The sequence below is a fragment of the Bacillus alveayuensis genome (assembly GCA_030812955.1).
Classification (GTDB): domain Bacteria; phylum Bacillota; class Bacilli; order Bacillales; family Aeribacillaceae; genus Bacillus_CB; species Bacillus_CB alveayuensis.
The window spans coordinates 49,282-68,057 of record JAUSTR010000010.1 but is presented as its reverse complement, the minus strand read 5'-3'; the positions used below and the strand labels follow the sequence as shown (position 1 = coordinate 68,057).

Below are 18,776 nucleotides of genomic sequence, written 5' to 3'. Positions count from 1 at the left end.
TTGCTATTTTTTTAGTAATATGGAGAAATTAATATATAAACAAGAACTCCTGTAAAGCTGACATATAGCCAGATCGGCATCGCCCAGCGCACAATTTTTCGATGTTTTTCTACTTGCATGGACATGCCCCAGAAGAAAGCAAATAGCGCTAAAGGAACAATGACAGCAGCTAAAAAGCTATGTGTCGTTAAAATGAAAAAGTAAAAATATTTTAAAAACCCTTCACCGCCGTAGCGAGTAGGCTCCGTAGATAAATAGTGATACGTTAAATAGGAAATACAGAAAAGCGTCGTCGTTATAAAAGCAGCAATAATAAAGTTTCGATGTACTTTAATATTCTTTTTCTTAATGGCGAATAATGCAGCAAGCAAAAAGACAAATGTAAAGCTGTTTAAAATTGCATTAAATCTCGGAAAAATCGTTAAGTCAAATTCAATATCTCCTCTATAACCTATCGGTGTGAAAAACAGTATTAAAATCACCGCATTGATGACGACAGAAAGAGCCACAACAAGTGGTGTATAATTTTTTCCGTTTTCGAACTGATGATCGTTTGTCTTTTCCATAGTTCATCCCCTTTTATACTGATTCAATTTTATTTTATCATGACAAGGAGAATTTGAAAGTGACAGATTATTGAACAAGAGCCTCTTTGCTATTATACAAAAAGATAAGGCTGTTTTCGTAAACTTTGTTGCTTTTCGACTGTCTATGAACCGAACAAAGTATGTGGTCGAACAAATCACATTTGTCCGGCCATCGACTTTTGTTTGGTTCACGTCACGCTTTAGCGTGACATTGCAAGCGTTTCGCTTGCTTGACAGTCGAAAAGCTATCGTATAGTAAAATAACAATCTTTTAGAAAAGAGCCAAAGATAAAGGTTGATAAAGGAAACTATTTCAGCGTACTAATGGATTGTTCTTTTCACTCGGTTCTGGTATATCCATTTGTGGTGCTTCATTTTTTAATGCTTGAAGTCCATCAGCATAATAAGCAGAAAAGGTTAATTGAAAGGAAAAATATCCTTTATCTTCTTTGTTCTCAAGATCAAGTAGGGATAGTTGATCAATCGTTATGATCCGTTCGTTTTGTTCAAGCGTTTGGATAAAAGTCGTCATCTCATCATACGTATCAGCATGGACGGTCACTCTCATTGTCACTTTTTCTAACTTTGCACGATTCGTTTTTGTTGTTTGATCTTTTTGCCCTTCATCGATGTTTTTTTGATCGCTGTTAAAATTGATTGAAAACTGCTCTTCATTATCATTATTTAATTCTGATCCTTGTTCGACCATTTCATATTGTTCAATAATGGTATTTGCAACCATTCGTGCTTCTTCAAGCAAAGAAAATAATTGATCAAAAAGTGGTTCAACAGGAACCTTTTGTTGCAGTTCATATGATGTTTGCACAGATGGAGAATCATCCGCTGCCTTTTCTTTTGTTGCATCGAAAAGATTTTTTTCTATTTTTAAGGTTTCTTCTGCTTGTCCTTTTTTTGCTTCAAGCGGCCGAATGCCTACAAAATAAAAGATAACAAAGCCGATCATCAGGATGACAGAAGCCAAAAGAAGGAAAAAAACTTGTTTTTTGGTAAGATCGAAGTTCATGATGGATCTTCCTTTTGTAACGTTTTTAATGCCTCTTTGTCCAACACGATTTCCAGCTTTGCACGATATTCAGAGAGGGTGTTTATATTTTCCGCATCCTCACGAATCGCTTGAACGTTAAGCACTTTGACATCTTCCGTCCATTTTTCCTCAAGTAAGAGACGATAAAAATAGGCGGCTTCCATTTCCTCACGAATCACAATCGTCATCGATATCGTTTGCTCTACATATTGAAAAGTTTCTATGTAAGCGGATTTTGGCAATAAATTCGATATACGAGCGAGCAAATCAACGGTATTAATCGGTAATTGTTCTGCACGCTCGACCATTTCTTGTAAAACTTTTATGTTTTCTACATTCGCTTGATGGTTAGCCTCTGTTTTTTTCTCAAGGCTTATTCGCATCGCTTCCATTTCAGATGCTTCGTTTTGAATTTGCTGGATTTCTTCCTTTAATGAAGCTATTTTTCGATAAAAAAGAAAGCTCGTGACCACCAAAATCATTATGAAAATCACCATGATGAGAAGATAGGTTCGATTTTTTTGTTCTTTTTTCGGCAATAAGTTGATTTGAACGACCATCATATTCCCTCTCTAATCCCTAATCCTAATACATTATAATATTTTTGCTCAATTAGTTGTTGATTGTTGAAAGTAAACTCCTCTGGGATTACGGTTACAGGAATCGTGTAGCGATTACGTATTTCATGTAAAATTTGTGAAAAATATGGATGATCACCAGATAAAAGAAGTTTCGTAATTTCTTGCAAACCGTTATGAAGAGAGTACTGATAAAATCGGAAAATTCGATCAATCTCCATAAATATATCTTGAATCGCCTCAAGTATTTGTTCTTGCTCACATTTTGTAAAATCGATTACTTTCCCATGGTCGGATAATTCTGGATTCCAGACATCTTTTCGATATGGAATTTGAAATTGCTGCATAAAAATTGGACGATGATGATCAAAAATACTTACGGTTACGGATGTCATATCAAATTGGACGAGTAAAAAATGATCTATTTCATTGGTTAATTCAAACTGATGAAATAAGCGATATTGGCACATAGGAGATATATCGGCCACAACAGGATTTGTCTTATAATCCCTTAAATAGTTGGAAATTGTCTGAACGACATCATTTGGTGCCGCCACTAGCAGCACATCTTTTTTTTCTTCCGTTTCATTTAAAAGAATCGCATCTAATACAGGCTGTTCAAACGGAAGATGAATCGTATGGTCCAGTTCAAAAAAAAGATGCCCTTGAATTTCATCATTCGGAATGTGTGCAGGTATTTCTACCTTGCGAATAATCACAGACGAATCAGGAACGATAAAGCGGACGAATTTCCTTTTTAAGTGCCAGGACTTGATACATTCACCTAATATTTTTGAAAAGGATTGCTCATCGATAATGTGACCATTTTCGATAATTCCTTTCGGTACATGGCGCTCGCCAAAATGAGAAACAACTAAAGGAGAGTGATTTTTGATTTCGGCAAAGCGAATTACGTAATCTTTAATTTCAAGATTAACAAATTTTGATTTTGTAAGAAACGAAGGAAACCTCATCATATTTCACCTTTTACCTTATAGTAGCAAATGAATGTACCAATTGAAAATGTCTGTTTCATAAAAATAAGCCAGCAGTGCTCCAAAACTGATGAAAGGCCCGAAAGGTATCGCAGATTTACGGGTTAACCGTTTTGTGATGATGCCAAATACACCGAAAATAGCCCCGATCAAGCTAGATAAGAAAAAAGTTAATAAAATCCCTTTTAGACCTAAAACCGTTCCTAACACGGCAAAAAGTTTAATATCTCCACCGCCCATTCCACCTTTACTCAAAACGGCGATGAAATATAAAAGGATAAAGCCTGTCACCATTCCGAGTATGGAATCATACCAAGGAGAAAGAGGAATCCAAATTCTTAGGAAAATAAAAAGAACGAAAAAAACGAGTAAAATGCGATTCGGAATTAGTTGATAACATAAATCGCTTACGGTAATGATGACCAGGAGTGAAATAAGAGTAAGTGCTAGAAAAAGCTCCTTATGGATTCCTATTTTGTATAAAGCGAACATAAAAAGCAATCCTGTTACGAATTCAATACTAGGATATATAAACGAGATCGGAAAATGACAGTTGCGGCATTTTCCTTTTTGAATCAAATAAGAGACAACAGGAATTAATTCATACCATGTTAAGGAATGGCCGCACTTTGGACAATAAGACCTTGGATGAACAATTGACTGTTTTTTTGGAACACGAAGACCTACCACATTAAAAAATGATCCGAATATCAATCCAACGATAAAGGCATAAAGGTAAACGAAAACCATTGAAAACTCCTTTACCCATTACTTATAAAAAAGCGTGGCGAAAACCACGCTTCAATAAATAGAAGTTAAGTTTCATCAATAATTAGTTTGGGATAGTAGTATTATTGTCGCCACTATCATCATCATTAATATCTTTAATCGTTGCATTATCAAAAGTTAATGTTTTATTACCTGCTGTAGCTGAACCAGAAATTGTTAATTGGTTATTAGAATTATAAGTGATGGTAGGGCCATTACCTTGCCATTCTGTTCCACTATCTTCTAAATAGTCTACTAAATCGTCTTTAGTAATTGTTACTGCACCTGATGTTGTGTCTACGTTTTGTTCAGTGATATACAACTTCGCCGCATTTAAAATGGCAATTGCATCTGCTTTTACTCCGTCTTCTTTCGATTTTTGGATAATGTTTCCGATGGATGGAACTGCGACTGCTGCGATTACGCCTAAAATAACAATGACCGCTAATAATTCTACTAACGTTAAGCCTCGTTCATTTTTCACTCGATTTTTGAACATAAAAATACCTCCTTATTATTATTGAATGTTGTTGAAAATTTGAAACATCGGAACGACAATGGCTAATACGACGGTTCCGACAATAACAGCTAAAAAGATAATCATCATCGGTTCTAGTAATGCTTTAAATTGATCCGTAGCAGTTTCGACTTCGGCTTCATAAAAATCGGCAACTTTACTAAGCATATAATCTAGCGAACCTGTTTTTTCACCAATTGCGACCATTTGTGTAACAAGAGGCGGAATCGCCCAGTGCTCTTTCATTGGCTCAGTTAGGGAGTTCCCTGTTTCAATTGAATTTCTCGCCTTTCTGAGGACCTTTGCTATAACTTCATTGCCGACAATTTTTTCGGTTAAGGTTAAGGATTCAAGAATCGGAACAGAACTCGCTAACAATGAGCTGAAAGTCCTGGAAAATCTAGCAATGATAGATTTTTGATACAATTTACCTATAAGTGGCATTTTTAGTATAACATTATCAAGATAAATTCGTATAGACTTTGTGTAAAAAAATATTGAAAAAGAGATGACAAAAATGAGAATCAAGATAAGAACTAGCCAAAATTGTTCGATAAACCAGTTGCTTGTGCCAATCACAACGCGAGTAATAAATGGTAATTCGCCATCAAATTGCTCAAAAAGGTCTACGAAAGTTGGAATAACATAAATCAGTAAAAACGTGACAATACACACGGTGATGATGGAAATGACGGCTGGATACGTAAGGGCAGATTTCACTTTTTGTTTTGTTCGATATTGCTTGTCGAAATAATCAGCTAAACGTTCTAACGTTGTATCCATTGTCCCGCTTACTTCCCCTGCTTGCAGCATATGGACAAATAAAGGCGAAAAGATGTGGGGATGATGTTGACAAGCAGATGAAAGAGAAGATCCTTCTCTTAACTCCACTTCAATTTTTTGCAGCGCTTTTTTTAATGTTTTGCTTTCTGTTTGCGCCCCTAATATTCTAGTTGATTCAACGATCGATACGCCTGATTTAATTAAAATGGCAAATTGACGCAAAAAAATAATAAAATCTATCGGTTTCACAGGGGAACCGATGTAAATTTCTTTTGTCCAGATAGATTCCTTCTTTTCGTTTGCATGTAAGAGACGCAAATTCTTTTTTAGAAGCTTTTGCTGTAATTCTTGTTTTGAATTCGCCTTAAGGACACCGCGATGAACTTTTCCTTTACGGTCGCGGGCCTCATAATTAAATAGAGGCATAGCCATTATCCTCCAAATAACCTTTGACTGCTTCATAAGAGATTTGCTGCTCTATTAACAACTGTTTCATGTGCATTTCCATCGTCTGCATTCCAAATTCTTTCGATGTTTGAATGACATTTGGTATTTGATGAAGCTTTTGATTGCGAATTAAGTTGCGCACACTATGATTATTAATTAATATTTCCATCGCAGCAACCCGACCTAATCCTTTATGCAAAGGGAAAAGCCGTTGGGCAACGACAGAGACTAATACGGTGGCTAGCTGGTAACGAATTTGCTCCTGCTGCTCCGAAGGAAAGACGTCAATGATCCGTTCAATCGTTGTTGGGGCGCTGATTGTATGTAAAGTGGCAAACACTAAGTGTCCCGTTTCGGCAGCTGAAATCGCAGTAGATATTGTTTCTAAATCACGCATTTCTCCAACGAGAATGACATCAGGATCTTGACGCAAGGCAGCGCGAAGTCCTGAAGAAAACTGTTTTGTATCTTTGCCAATTTCGCGTTGATCAATAATGGACAGGTGATTTGAATACGTATATTCGATCGGGTCCTCTAAGGTGATAATATGCTTCCGGGCCGTTCGATTAATATAGTCAATCATGGCTGCTAATGTCGTCGATTTCCCGCTTCCAGTAGGTCCTGTAACTATTATGAGTCCTTGTGGTTTTTCCGCTAATTTTTTCAAAATGGGCGGCAGTTTTAACTCATCAATAGATGGGATGGTATTTGGAATTAAGCGGAACGCAGCGGAAAACCCTTCCCTTTTTTTATAAACATTGACGCGGAATCTGGAGACGTCAGGCATTTCATATGAAAAATCAACTTCCCCTTTTTCACAAAAGTCCTGCCATAATGACTCTCCCATTAAATCTTGAAAGGCTGCTTCCATTTCCTCCTTTGTTAGCGGTGCAGCGGGTTCATCGCGTAAGCTGCCATGAATGCGGTAAATCGGCGCCATCTCCGTTGACAAATGGACATCGGAAGCTTTCTTTTCATGTGCTTTGCGTAAAATTGATTCGATCATTTTTTTCATTCCATATCCCCCCATTATTCCATGACAACACGTAAAATTTCTTCTGTCGTTGTAATTCCTTCTTTAACTTTTGCTAGACCGTCTTCAATTAAAAACGTGAATCCATTTTCGATTGCCGCTTGTTGGATTTCAGTCATAGGGGCATGATTCATAATAGATTGTCTAATTTTTTCATTGACTACAAGCACTTCATGGATGGCTGTCCGTCCTCGATAGCCAGTCATATGACAGGTCGGACATCCTTTGCCGCGGTAAACTTTTTCAATTGTCATTCCATATTTTGTGAATATTTCTTTTTCACGTAAGCTCGCATTTTCTTCTTGTTTACAGTCACGGCAAATTTTTCGAACAAGGCGCTGTGATACAACGCCATTTAAGGATGAGGCGATTAAAAACGGCTCTACCCCTAAATCCTTTAAGCGGCTTATTGTTCCGATCGAATCATTCGTATGTAAAGTTGAAAAAACTAAATGACCAGTCATAGATGCACGGACGGCCATTTCCGCCGTTTCTAAATCGCGAATTTCTCCAACCATAATGATATTAGGATCTTGTCGTAAAATCGCCCGCAAACCTGTAGCAAATGTCAGACCGACATTCGGATTCACTTGAATTTGATTTACTCCTTCGATTTGATATTCAACAGGGTCTTCAATCGTAATAATGTTAAATTCTTCTTTATTTAAAATATTTAAAGCAGAATACATCGTAGACGTTTTCCCACTACCAGTCGGACCGGTAATGAGAACAATCCCGTGCGGTTTTTTAATAAGCTTCATAAATTGATCAAGGTTTTCTTTTTGAAAGCCGAGTTGAGTAATATCATTTACTGTCGCACTAAAGTCTAAAATTCGAATGACGATTTTTTCACCGAAGATAGTCGGTAATGTACTAATCCGCAAGTCTATCTTTCGAAAGTCGATATCCATTTTTATACGACCATCTTGAGGGATTCGCTGTTCGGTAATATTTAAGTTTGCTAGAATTTTTATTCTCGTCAGCAAGTGGTCTTGAATCGACTTTGGTAAAATTCGTTCTGTTCGCAATGTTCCATCAACTCGGTAGCGAATAACCACTTTCTGTTCTTGCGGATCAATATGGATGTCACTTGCGTTATGAACAACTGCTTGTTGGATGATTTGGTTCACGAGCTTGACAATCGGAGAGTCTTCATCTTCTAGGTTGACATCTTCCAATTCTAAGGAAGCTTGATTTTCGATCCATTCATCATCAAAATCTCCCATATCATATAATTTGCTTAAGCTTCGTATAATGTCGCTTTTTGTAGCAATGACAGGTTCAATTGTAAAGCCTGTTGATAAACGCAAGTCATTAATGACAAAATAATCCATTGGATCTGCCATAGCGACATATAGTTTATTTCCTTCTTTTTTTAAAGGAATGACAAAATTTCGCTTCGCAAATTCCTTCGGCACGAGCTTCAACAAGGAATGGTCAAATGGGTAGTTATAAAGACTAACATGAGGAATGCCGAGCTGAAATTCTAACACTTCCACAAGCTGAAGCTCTGTGATAAAACCTTTTTGGATGAGAACATCCCCAAGTTTTTGCTGCGGCTTTTTGTCTGCCAACGCCTCTTCTAATTGCCCCTCTGTGATCATCCCACTTTGAACTAATAAATCTCCTAATCTCATCGGCTGAGTCGGTTTCATTTTGTCACCACCTAAAATTCCATCATTTTAGCGGAATATTCGTTTCTTCATCGGTAAACTCGTTTTCTTCTGATATTTCTCCTTCTGTAGATTGTGTGTTATTGCTTGCTTGTTGGTCGATTTCATTATCTTGATTGTTTTTTTCGTTTTCTTCTATTTCCTGTAAAGCTTCTTCTTGACTATTTTCCAAAGTGAATGAGGCTTTCTCCTTAGTTCCCCTCAGTTCTTCTCCAGGTGTGGCTGGATAAAAATCTGTCGTTAACCGTATACGATCGACCAAAGAGCCGTCGTGGGTGTAGAGAATTCGGTAAATATCGGCAGAAACAGCTGATAACCCTTTTTTGGTTTCGACAAAAATCCCTTTTTCTAATTGATTGGTAAAATAAACGATTGGTTCTGCCTCATAATATTTGACGTTATCCACCTCAATGTCATATTGATAAATAAATGGATGTCCGATCAACTTCACATAAAGGCGATCCTTTTCAATGGCAAAAGAAAGCTTGTAAGGGAGAGAATTCACATTTTGAAATACGAAATTCCTCTTCCCTGGAGAAACACTAACATCATAGCCGAGAATAGTATAGCCTGGAAGAGTGCGGCTTGTTGTTCGTTGTAAAATCTCAAAATTACTAGGGAGAATCGTTTTGTAAATCGCTGTCGCTAAAAAGCTCCACTCTTCGTTTGAATAGTCACCTTGAAAATCGTTCATATATGTTTCGAATGAAAATAAACTGTTTTCAAGTATTTCAATGACTTCATGCTGGGAGATCCAATCCTCTATAAAACTACGAAAAGAAGAAGGGATGAACATACTTGACATCGATACCGTTTCATTTTGTTTATTTGGGTCTATTTTGATGTAATCTTGTAGCAGAAACGTGTGCGTTCCAGTTTGATTTTGTTCCGCAAGCAAGGTGAGTTCATTTGTCAAAGCATCATAATCGATCGCAGTAGCGACGGCGTCATTTGTAAACGAAGAAATTTCCTTTTTTACTTTTTCTTGATCGATTTTTACAAATAAATGATTTTTTTTCTCTACCGCGATATTGGATAATGTTTCTCTTGGGAGAAAAGTAAAAACGTCATTTGTAATCGTATGTTTTTTTTCTTCATAAACAAATTGAATCTCTGTATTTTTTAGCCAATTGGCAGTCATTGTATCTATAAATTGTTTCAATTCTTCTTTTGTTTTACCCGTGATCACTTCATCAGCTAAATACGTTTGAGTTTGCTCTGAAGTTTCCATTAAATGAGAACAACCAGCAATGAACGTAACCGTCAACAACAATATCCAAAAATTTTTTGCCATTTTTTCATACCCTTCTTGTCAAGCTTCTTTTTACACAAAGTATCGTCAAATTCTATCGGTCTTTTGGTCTATTCATCGTGCTGATATCATTTTATAATAAAATAAATTAGGAGAAAATAAATACCTTTATTTGTTACACTTTTTTAATAGTATATTGAAAGCTGGGGAAATTTTGATGCGATATCAAGGGGAAAACGGGTTAACGTTAGTTGAGATTGTTGCTTCTATTGCCATTTTATCCATTGTGATGATGGTTTTCGCAACTTTTTTTACGCAGTCTGCCATGTTTTCAAATAAAAATGAGCGAGCGATTGAAGCGACGAATTTAGCAAGAGCGGTTTTGGAAGAAATTCGTTATACGCCAGAAAGCATTCCAGCAAATGTTCCGAATGAAACGACCGTTTACGAAACCTTTCATCAAGAAAATGAGCCGAAAATCAATGCTGTAAATGATGACGGAAGTTTTAAAACGAATGCGGATTTAAGGCTACGTTTAACCGTTTCGAAAGAAGAGGCTGTAAATCTTTATAAAGTGAAAGTGGAGGTCATCGACGATTCTTCACAAGTCATTGCGGATACGTATGGATATGTGGAGGCACAAAGTGAAAAAAATGAAACGATATCAGAATGAGCATGGAATGACGTTAGTGGAAATGCTGGCCGCTTTTTCTCTTTTTATCATTTTTATCGTTCTCTTTTACAACATTTTAACGAGCACGGTTGGAAACTTAAACGAGCGAATGAAGCGGGAGGAAGCACGTAGAGAAGCAAATTATGTCTTTTCTTTGCTGACGAACATTCATCAGACGAGCAGCCGCTATGTTATCGAACCTCTTGATGAAACATCATTTCAAATCGTTTATATCGTAGATGGTGATGTAAAAGAAACGACCGTTGATACGTCGCCATATAAGTGGACATTGACGATCAATGGACAAAAGGTTGAAAAAAGCACGGAAATGGATGTTACGAATTCAGAAAACTTAATCATCGATGTGACTTTGCAATTAGCACAAATCGAGAAGAGGCAAGATATATTGGAGTTTGAAACGACGATTTCCCGTTTAACAAAGGCGAATGGGGGAAGTGAATGATGCTATTCCTTCGTCAGGAGAGAGGTTCGACCCTCGTTATTGTATTGTTAACCTTGACGCTTTTAATGACAGTTGGTCTTGTCATCATTAACCATTCACTCACAACTGCGAAACAAAATAAGCAAACAGAATCAGTCAATCGGGCAACTCATCTGGCCGAAATGGGTGTCATTTACGTTCAGAAAAGGATTGAACAATACGTAAAAACGAATCCCCCTCAAGGCGATTTGTCTCAATATGTGACAGACATGTTTACAGAAATTGAGCAGCAAATAGCGAATATTCAAGTCGATTCTGAACATCCATCTCGTCAATTCCAACTTAAAAATGTTGACGTTAACATTGACCAAGATGAAGGAATTGTTAAAGCAGCGGTTAAGATCAATGGGAAAGATGAAAGAAAAGAAAAAGAATTGACTGCTATGTTTAAAATTAGCCGTCTAAATGATACACCAACAGAAAATCCACCAACAAAAGATGATTGGCTAAATGACTCTTCTGACTATTGGTTAGAGGAATCACCAGACGATTGGATAACAGAGCCCATTATATATCCAGAAAAACCGAAAAGTGGGGAAACATTTAACGAATGGATAGATTGGAAAGATAAAAAGGAAAACTTTGATAATAATCTCATTCTTAATAATGGAGGAAGGATTCAAAATAGTGATATATCTACTTTGGATTTTTATGGGAATAACTGGATAGAAGTGAAAAATACGACTCTGAACTTAGATGGGGTAACTGTTTTTAATAATGGGGGATATTTTAAAAACAATGAACTCACAGCGGTTGAACTATATTCAAAAAATTTTATTGAACTTGATCATTCTTTGTTTACCATAAACGGTTTAAGTGTATTCAATAATTCGGCAAAATTAGAGAAAAGTAAATTAGTAACAGAGAATTTTTATATAAGAAATTGGCTGGATATGAAAAATAGTGAGCTATTTATCAATGGGTTTGCCATCTTAAACAATGGAGGAGAAGCTAAAGGCAGTAAAATAGGGGTTGAGAAAATATATTCAAATAATTTTGTAAAAATCGATAATTCGGAATTAATCGTAGACAATTATGGTAAATTTGATTACTTGGAGATTGGACAAAATTCAAACATTACTTTTAATAAAGATTTATTTGTTTCGAATCAGTTGAATCATTCTAATGGAGAGGCAACATTACATGTATGTAATAATATGGTTGTAAAAGGTGGTGTGAACTATAATGGAAATTTATTTGCGGGTAGAAATGTTCTCATAGAGGATAAATTGATAACGAAGAATGGAACATTTTTGGTTGGGGGATCAGTTTATTTAAAGGAAGGAATAAACATTGAAAGTGGAAATACTGAATTCCTAGTTGGTGGTGATTTTATTATTAATCAAAAATATAGCTTTTCTTCAATAAAAACAGCAAATGACTTAATCGTTTACGGTGACTTAATTTTATTAGATGTACCGAAATATCAGCATTATTTATTTAATCTAAAAAATAATCTTTTCGTTGCAGGTGATGTGCTTGTTTATTACCATGGGGAAGAAGATCCAGTTAAAAATCCACAAGATGTATTTTCAAGCCCAGTCATTAAAGAGTATGGAAATCATGATAAAAAAGGGGCTATTATTTATCATTATCCAGTGGAGGAACTTCCAAAAATCAAAATAGAAGGTTGTCCGAGACAAGACGATGATCAAGAGCCTAACCCAAATCCAAATCCTCAAGAACCGATTGTAGAAATCGTCGATGTTCAATATTCATAATCCTTTTTTCGCATCCTCTCAATAGTTTAAGAGGATGCCTTTTTTATGTGACGAAAGTCGTTTTTTGGAAATATTGTTAAAAAAGTTTCAAAATGATATGTTCAAATGAAAAAATGTTCGCTATAATGAATACTGTATTAATTATGATAGTACGGTTGATACAGAGGGAGTGTGAAAATGTTTGATTTAGATTTTCGAAGTCGAAAGCCCATCTATGAACAGTTAGTGGAAAAGTTTAAAGAGCTTATCATTCATGAAGTATTGAAGAAGGATGAGCAGCTCCCTTCCGTTCGTTCGCTTGCTCAAGAGCTAACCGTTAATCCAAATACGATTCAAAAAGCCTATCGCGAGCTGGAACGTCAAGGCTATATTTTTTCCGTTAAAGGAAAAGGAAACTTTGTGAATGCAATTTCTGATCAAATCAATCATGAGGAATTAGAAAAAGTGAAACAACAATTAAAAAAGAAAATGTCTGAAGCCTTTTATTTAGGGATGTCAAAGGAAGAAATGGTGGCATTAATGGAAGAAGCTAAGGGAGGGGAAAAAGGATGATTGAAGTCATTGGGGTAACGAAAGAATTTGACGGTACAGAAGCATTGCAAAATGTTCAAATGCATGTAAAAAAAAGCTCCATTTACGGTTTATTAGGAACAAACGGGGCTGGAAAAACGACACTGCTGAAAATATTAGCTGGCATATATAAACAAGATTCAGGTAAAGTACATATAAACGGAGTTTCGATTTTTGAAAATGTGAACATGAAAAATAAAGTGATATTTTTAGCTGATATCCCATACTTTTTTTCACACTATACGGTAAGACAGATGGCCAATTATTACAAAAGCATGTATGAAGCGTGGAATGAAGAACGGTTTCAAATGCTTCACAACATTTTCACATTGGATGCCACACAAAAAATTCACCGCTTTTCCAAAGGAATGCAGCGCCAAGTTGCCTTTTGGCTCGCACTTTCTAGTATGCCTGATGTGCTCATTTTAGATGAACCGTTTGATGGCCTTGATCCTGTCATTAGAAAAAAAGTGAAAAATTTAATTGTTCAAGATGTAGCAGAAAGAGAAATGACCGTGTTAGTGTCATCTCATAATTTACGAGAAGTGGAAGATTTTTGTGATCATATCGGGATTTTACATAAAGGAAAAATACTATTTGAGAAAGAGCTCGATGATTTACAATCCAATATTCATAAAGTGCAAGTTGCTTTTAAAGGAGAAGATCCTGAAGCATTGTTACAGCCGTTCCATGTTTTGTATTCTGAAAAACGCGGCAGTGTTACTCTTATGATTGTCAAAGGGGAAAAAGCGGACATATTGAAACACATTCAGCAATTGAACCCAATTTTATTTGATGTATTGCCATTATCGCTTGAAGAAATTTTTGTATATGAAATGGGGGATACCGGTTATGCCGTTCAAAATATCATGGTTTAACAAAGAAGTGATCATACAAGATTTTCGCAGTGTCGGCTGGCTCGGCTTATTATCGATGGTTGCCTTCTTTTTTATCATTCCGATCAATATGATATTCCTTTATGCAAATGAACAGGATCACAGCCCGTTTGTAAACAATTATGTTCAAAATTTTTTTCAAATTAATTTTCCTTTTCAAGTCATCCTGATAATAACAATACCGATATTTTTGGCCGTTTTTTTGTTTCGTTATTTACAAGTGAAACAACAGGCCGATATGGTTCATAGCTTTCCGATCACGAGAAATCAATTGTACGTCCATAAAATAATCGTTGGACTATTATTTATAATTGTTCCCGTATTAATTAATGGACTTGTGATGATGATCGTTATTTCCACTCTGAATTTAAGTTCGTATTTTTCATATACGGAAGTTTTCGAGTGGATAGGCACTGTCATTGTGTTTGAAATGCTGTTATTTTTTGCTGGTGTATTTGTTGCGATGTTAACTGGAATTTCTGCTGTACAAGCAATTTTGACTTATATTTTTCTCTTTTTTCCAGTTGGGTTTAGCCTATTAGTCGTTTTGAATGCGAAACTTCTTTTTTACGGATTTCCAGCCGATTATTTACTGCTTGAAGAAATTGCTTATTTATCGCCTCTTTCACGATTGACGATGATTTATGGTGAAAAGCTTCTACTAACAGAAGTGCTTATTTATCTTTTTATAACCGTTGTGCTATTTTGGTTAAGTCTCGTTTTCTATCAAAAAAGGCGTTTGGAAGCTGCTTCTCATGCATTAAGCTTTTCCAAGCTAAAGCCGCTTTTTAAATATGGAGCTACGTTTTGCTTCATGCTCGTTGGCGGAATGTATTTTGCAGAGCTAGAGCAAAGTAAAGAACAGTTTTGGATCTATTTTGGTTATTTCACGTTTTCACTCATTGGCTATTATGTTGCGGAAATGGTTTTACAAAAAACGTGGCGAGTTTTTTCAAATATCAAAGGGTATCTGTTCTATAGCTTCATCATGGTCATTGTTTTCCTAGCTGTTCAATTAGATTTTACAGGCTATGAGAAAAGAATACCTAAATTACAAGATGTAGAGAGGGTGTACTATAGTCCATATTTAAGAATCTTTTATGAAAAACTAGAAAGAGAAGAATTTGAAAAAAATGTATATGAAGACCGTGATAATATTGCCACAATCATCGATATGCATAAAGAAATCATTGCACAGCAAGGGAATGCCAAAAATCACAATTCTAGTGAAAAGGCCTATATGATTTATGAATTGAAAAATGGAGATAAGCTAATTCGTCAATATGAAATAGCGGATAAAAATCATTATAAAAAATATTTAAATTCCCTCTATTCTTCAAATGAGTATAAAATAAAGCAATTTGATTTATTGCACGTAAAAGCGAATGATGTACATAAAATCATGATTCAATCACACGATTTTCGCACAAAGGAAACGATTATTACAAAGCCTGAAGACATTAAACAGGTCGTTCAATTGCTGCAAGATGAGCTAAAGCATGCAGACTATGATTTACTTGATGATGAACGCACTCCATGGGGAGATATTTTGTTTACGTTAAGTAATGGCGATGATTTGAATATACCATGGTACAAAGGGCTAGAAACGCTTGAAAAATGGCTTGCGGATCAAAATTTATTAACAGAAGCAAGAGTAACAGCTGAGGAAATTGAATATGTGTTGGTGGCAAGAGAAGATATGCTTCTAAAAGATGGGGATGGTTCCATTATGGACAACTTTGAACGATTGCAGAAGGATGTAAATGCTGTCAAAATAACGGATCGAGAAGAAATCGAAGAATGTTTATTAAATGCCTCTTGGCATGGAAACGGAAAATATATTGCAGCCTTTTATTATAAAGGTCATGACTATCCGGAAATCAAGAGCTTCACGGAGCATTTTGCGCCAGAGTTTATGAAAAATCGGCTAGCTCAGTAATAAAGGTGTGAGAAGGTTGGCACAAAAACATGAGAATTGTGAAGAAGGGCTTTTTTCGTTGATTTATGAATCCTATTATCATAAAGTGTACGTGATTGCCTTATCGATTATACGAGATCGCTATTTGGCTGAAGATGTGTTGCAAGAAACATTTATAAAAGCTTATCAAAAATTAGATCAAATAAAAGAAAGAGAAAAAATAGGATCGTGGCTTTCGACGATTGCGACAAGAACGGCCATTGATTTCGTAAGGAAAGAGAAGAAGACAAGGGCGCGATTACTGGATGAATCCATTGTAGCAAACGAAGAATCTTCCATTATTGTGGAAAACGTCTTGGAAAAACAGTTTTTCGAACAGGAAATGAAACGAAAAATCGAAAGGCTCAAGCCTGAATATCGACAAGTGCTTGAACTTCGTTATTACCGCGGCTTAAAGGAAACAGAAATCGAACATGAATTAAATGTATCGAAAAGCTGTGTGAAAACAAGGCTCTACCGCGCTAGAAAAACATTAAAATCACAATTAGAGCCGGTCATGTAACAAAATGACCGGCTCTTTTCTAAGACATCACTAATTAAAAATGAAAGAGCATAAGATTTATAGAATCCAACGATTAATAACATTTTAGAAAAAGGATTATGGAATTTAGTTGTCGAAAAAAGGAAACGAGTAAAATTGATAGGATCCTTAGGAGGGGATTTTTTGAAAACGATTTAAAAAATGTTTGAACATTTGCATTGGGCGAACGAGCGTCTATTAGAAGCTTTGCAAAAAATTGAAGGGGAAAAGCAAGAGGCACTGCGCTTTTTTTCCCATATTCTTTTTGCAGAAAAAGTGTGGTTGACAAGATTACAAGGATTAGACAGCCCTCCTATTACCCTATGGGATGATGTCGAAATCAAAGACTGTGCAGAGCTTGTAGAACAAAATAAAAAGGGTATGACCACGTATATGAAAACTTTGACGAACGATGACTTAGATCACATCATCACCTATCAAAACAGTAAAGGAATCGAGTTTCAAAATACAGTTAGAGAAATATTGACACATGTCGCCTAACACGGGCATTATCATCGAGGTCAGATAAACTTATGGCTGCGTACTGAAGGGCATAAACCAGAAAACGTAGATTTTATCACATTCGTAAGATAATTCTCACAATAATTGGCTTAAGAGGTCTATATTCTCTATTCTTGTTAAGTCCGAGACCTTAACAATGCCAAGCAAATAAAGGAGGAATTTGTATGGCAGATATCGGAACGATTATGACATGGACGTTTTATGAGGAAACGACGATTCCAAAAGAGGTAGAAAATATTTTAATTGAAGGGGAAACAGCGGAAATTGCTTATAAGACCGTTCGGGATGTTGCTGTTTTGACGAACAAGAGGATCATCATTGCTGATCGCCAAGGGTTTACAGGGAAAAAAGTAGAAATCTATACGATTCCATTTAAATCGATTGTGATGTATTCGAGCGAAAATGGTGGAAAGATTGATCTGAACGCTGAGCTTGAGCTGTGGACGAGAGCTGGGAAATTTAAGTTATTGTTAAATAAAAAGGTGGATATTCGCAAGCTCGATCGATTAATTGCAAAACATATCCTTTAATGCTTGACTCTGTATTGAAAATGGAAATATAGAAAATATTAGTAAAACCATGAGAACAGTTTAAACAATGGTCAGAAGGGTGGGGAAACATGCTTTTACAATCGTTAAAGTATCCAATTATTCAGGCGCCAATGGCTGGTGGTGTTTCCAATCCGATCCTTGCGTCTGCGGTATCAAATGCTGGGGGTTTAGGTTTTTTAGCAGGTGGTTATAAAACGGCTGAAGCGATGCGTCAAGAAATTTTGGAAATGCGCAAACGAACAAAACATCCTTTTGGTGTCAACCTTTTTGTTCCAAATGAAGATGCTGTTCAAGAGGAGGAGCTATCAGCCTATCGAAAACAACTTGAAACGGCAGCACATCAATTAGGGGCAAGTGTCGGTGAAGCCAAAACGGATGATGATAATTGGGAAAATAAACTAAATGTTCTGATCGAAGAAAAAGTACCTATTGTTAGTTTTACGTTTGGATGTCCGTCTCCAAAAGTCATTCAGCAGTTAAAAGAGGTTGGGAGCTTTGTCGTTGTAACGGTCACGACTCCTGAAGAAGCGTTAATAGCGCGTGATGCAGGTGTTGATGCCCTTTGCCTGCAAGGAATTGAAGCAGGAGGTCATCGTGCGACTTTTCATAACACTGTAAAGATGAAGGAAGATTATTCGCTTCTTATGTTATTACGTTTAGTAAGAAAAGCGGTTGAGCTGCCTTTGATAGCTGCAGGTGGCATCATGAATGGTGAAGATATCGCTCTCATCTTAACAGCAGGTGCAAAAGCAGTTCAGCTCGGCACAGCCTTTTTACGTACTCCTGAAAGCGGAGCTCACAGGCTGCATAAAAAGGCAATAGCTGACCCTCGTTTTCAATCAACTGTGATCACACGTGCTTTCACAGGCCGTCCAGCAAGAGGATTAGTTAATACATTTATAAAAGAATACGATCAGCTTGCACCATGTGCTTATCCGCAAATTCATTATATGACGAAAGACATTAGAAAAAAAGCTGGAGAAACGAATAATCCAGACTATATGTCCTTATGGGCTGGTCAAGGTTTTCCTTTTGCACGGGAGCTTACGGCAGCAGAACTGGTCAAAACCTTGATGTCTGAATGTGAACAAGCATTGAAAAGAGTGGCTTTTAGAATATAAAAGTTTCATGATTCATCAATGAAATGGCCCATCAAATGGCCCAT

Annotated in this window: 20 protein-coding genes and 1 pseudogene; 11 read left to right on the top strand and 10 right to left on the bottom strand. The window is 36.3% G+C overall.

The genetic code is table 11. From position 1 onward, the window contains the following. Window positions 1–11: 11 nt before the first annotated feature. The 10 genes from J2S06_RS11155 to J2S06_RS11110 form a co-directional block, all read right to left on the bottom strand. Window positions 12–566: a DUF420 domain-containing protein gene (locus J2S06_RS11155; protein ID WP_044747502.1), complete on the bottom strand. Its 555-nt coding sequence runs from the start codon at window positions 564–566 to the stop codon at window positions 12–14. 334 nt (window positions 567–900) lie between these two features. Beyond that, complete coding sequence (locus J2S06_RS11150) at window positions 901–1,611, bottom strand: GspMb/PilO family protein (RefSeq protein ID WP_419152330.1); 711 nt, start codon at window positions 1,609–1,611, stop codon at window positions 901–903. Beyond that, a complete protein-coding gene (locus J2S06_RS11145) occupies window positions 1,608–2,192 on the bottom strand; it encodes a PilN domain-containing protein (RefSeq protein WP_044747503.1) in 585 nt (194 codons plus the stop codon). The genes J2S06_RS11150 and J2S06_RS11145 overlap by 4 nt, the downstream gene beginning before the upstream one ends. Then, entirely contained in the window at window positions 2,192–3,184 is a 993-nt protein-coding gene (gene pilM / locus J2S06_RS11140; protein ID WP_419152329.1) for a type IV pilus biogenesis protein PilM, read from the bottom strand. The genes J2S06_RS11145 and pilM overlap by 1 nt, the downstream gene beginning before the upstream one ends. Before the next feature lie 18 nt (window positions 3,185–3,202). Continuing rightward, window positions 3,203–3,955 (bottom strand): prepilin peptidase, encoded by a 753-nt coding sequence (locus J2S06_RS11135; RefSeq protein ID WP_419152328.1) that lies wholly within the window; start codon window positions 3,953–3,955, stop codon window positions 3,203–3,205. 82 nt (window positions 3,956–4,037) lie between these two features. Then, complete coding sequence (locus J2S06_RS11130) at window positions 4,038–4,472, bottom strand: type II secretion system protein (RefSeq protein WP_419152327.1); 435 nt, start codon at window positions 4,470–4,472, stop codon at window positions 4,038–4,040. 18 nt (window positions 4,473–4,490) lie between these two features. After that, on the bottom strand, window positions 4,491–5,699 hold the full coding sequence (locus tag J2S06_RS11125; protein ID WP_419152326.1) for a type II secretion system F family protein: 1,209 nt from the start codon (window positions 5,697–5,699) through the stop codon (window positions 4,491–4,493). After that, complete coding sequence (locus tag J2S06_RS11120) at window positions 5,686–6,735, bottom strand: type IV pilus twitching motility protein PilT (RefSeq protein ID WP_419152325.1); 1,050 nt, start codon at window positions 6,733–6,735, stop codon at window positions 5,686–5,688. The genes J2S06_RS11125 and J2S06_RS11120 overlap by 14 nt, the downstream gene beginning before the upstream one ends. A 14-nt stretch (window positions 6,736–6,749) precedes the next feature. Continuing rightward, complete coding sequence (locus J2S06_RS11115; protein WP_419152324.1) at window positions 6,750–8,408, bottom strand: GspE/PulE family protein; 1,659 nt, start codon at window positions 8,406–8,408, stop codon at window positions 6,750–6,752. 22 nt (window positions 8,409–8,430) lie between these two features. After that, window positions 8,431–9,720: a hypothetical protein gene (locus J2S06_RS11110; protein ID WP_419152323.1), complete on the bottom strand. Its 1,290-nt coding sequence runs from the start codon at window positions 9,718–9,720 to the stop codon at window positions 8,431–8,433. A gap of 175 nt (window positions 9,721–9,895) precedes the next feature. On the opposite strand from J2S06_RS11110, the gene J2S06_RS11105 reads away from it, so the two are divergent. The 11 genes and pseudogenes from J2S06_RS11105 to J2S06_RS11055 all read left to right on the top strand — a co-directional run bounded on the left by J2S06_RS11105 (window position 9,896) and on the right by J2S06_RS11055 (window position 18,732). Further along, window positions 9,896–10,351 (top strand): type IV pilus modification PilV family protein, encoded by a 456-nt coding sequence (locus J2S06_RS11105; protein WP_419152322.1) that lies wholly within the window; start codon window positions 9,896–9,898, stop codon window positions 10,349–10,351. Beyond that, window positions 10,323–10,814 carry a type II secretion system protein gene (locus J2S06_RS11100; protein WP_419152321.1) on the top strand — a complete coding sequence of 164 codons (492 nt, stop codon included), beginning with the start codon at window positions 10,323–10,325 and terminating at the stop codon, window positions 10,812–10,814. The genes J2S06_RS11105 and J2S06_RS11100 overlap by 29 nt, the downstream gene beginning before the upstream one ends. Beyond that, window positions 10,811–12,574 carry a hypothetical protein gene (locus tag J2S06_RS11095; protein ID WP_419152320.1) on the top strand — a complete coding sequence of 588 codons (1,764 nt, stop codon included), beginning with the start codon at window positions 10,811–10,813 and terminating at the stop codon, window positions 12,572–12,574. The genes J2S06_RS11100 and J2S06_RS11095 overlap by 4 nt, the downstream gene beginning before the upstream one ends. A gap of 177 nt (window positions 12,575–12,751) precedes the next feature. Then, window positions 12,752–13,126, top strand: a complete 375-nt coding sequence (locus tag J2S06_RS11090) for a GntR family transcriptional regulator (protein ID WP_419152319.1) — start codon at window positions 12,752–12,754, stop codon at window positions 13,124–13,126. Continuing rightward, entirely contained in the window at window positions 13,123–14,022 is a 900-nt protein-coding gene (locus tag J2S06_RS11085) for an ABC transporter ATP-binding protein (protein WP_419152318.1), read from the top strand. The genes J2S06_RS11090 and J2S06_RS11085 overlap by 4 nt, the downstream gene beginning before the upstream one ends. Continuing rightward, window positions 13,997–15,979: a DUF6449 domain-containing protein gene (locus tag J2S06_RS11080; RefSeq protein WP_419152317.1), complete on the top strand. Its 1,983-nt coding sequence runs from the start codon at window positions 13,997–13,999 to the stop codon at window positions 15,977–15,979. Before J2S06_RS11085 ends, J2S06_RS11080 begins: the two co-directional genes overlap by 26 nt. A 16-nt stretch (window positions 15,980–15,995) precedes the next feature. Then, complete coding sequence (locus J2S06_RS11075; RefSeq protein WP_044747517.1) at window positions 15,996–16,520, top strand: RNA polymerase sigma factor; 525 nt, start codon at window positions 15,996–15,998, stop codon at window positions 16,518–16,520. A 180-nt stretch (window positions 16,521–16,700) separates the two neighbouring features. Continuing rightward, on the top strand, window positions 16,701–17,039 hold the full coding sequence (locus tag J2S06_RS11070; RefSeq protein ID WP_419152316.1) for a DinB family protein: 339 nt from the start codon (window positions 16,701–16,703) through the stop codon (window positions 17,037–17,039). A gap of 12 nt (window positions 17,040–17,051) precedes the next feature. Then, a pseudogene (locus J2S06_RS11065) lies at window positions 17,052–17,132 on the top strand (DinB family protein); the annotation flags it as partial. 92 nt (window positions 17,133–17,224) lie between these two features. Next, window positions 17,225–17,590, top strand: coding sequence for a PH domain-containing protein (locus J2S06_RS11060; protein ID WP_044747519.1), 366 nt, complete (start codon window positions 17,225–17,227; stop codon window positions 17,588–17,590). Between the two features lie 89 nt (window positions 17,591–17,679). Continuing rightward, on the top strand, window positions 17,680–18,732 hold the full coding sequence (locus J2S06_RS11055) for an NAD(P)H-dependent flavin oxidoreductase (RefSeq protein ID WP_419152315.1): 1,053 nt from the start codon (window positions 17,680–17,682) through the stop codon (window positions 18,730–18,732). The last annotated feature ends 44 nt before the right edge of the window (window positions 18,733–18,776 follow it).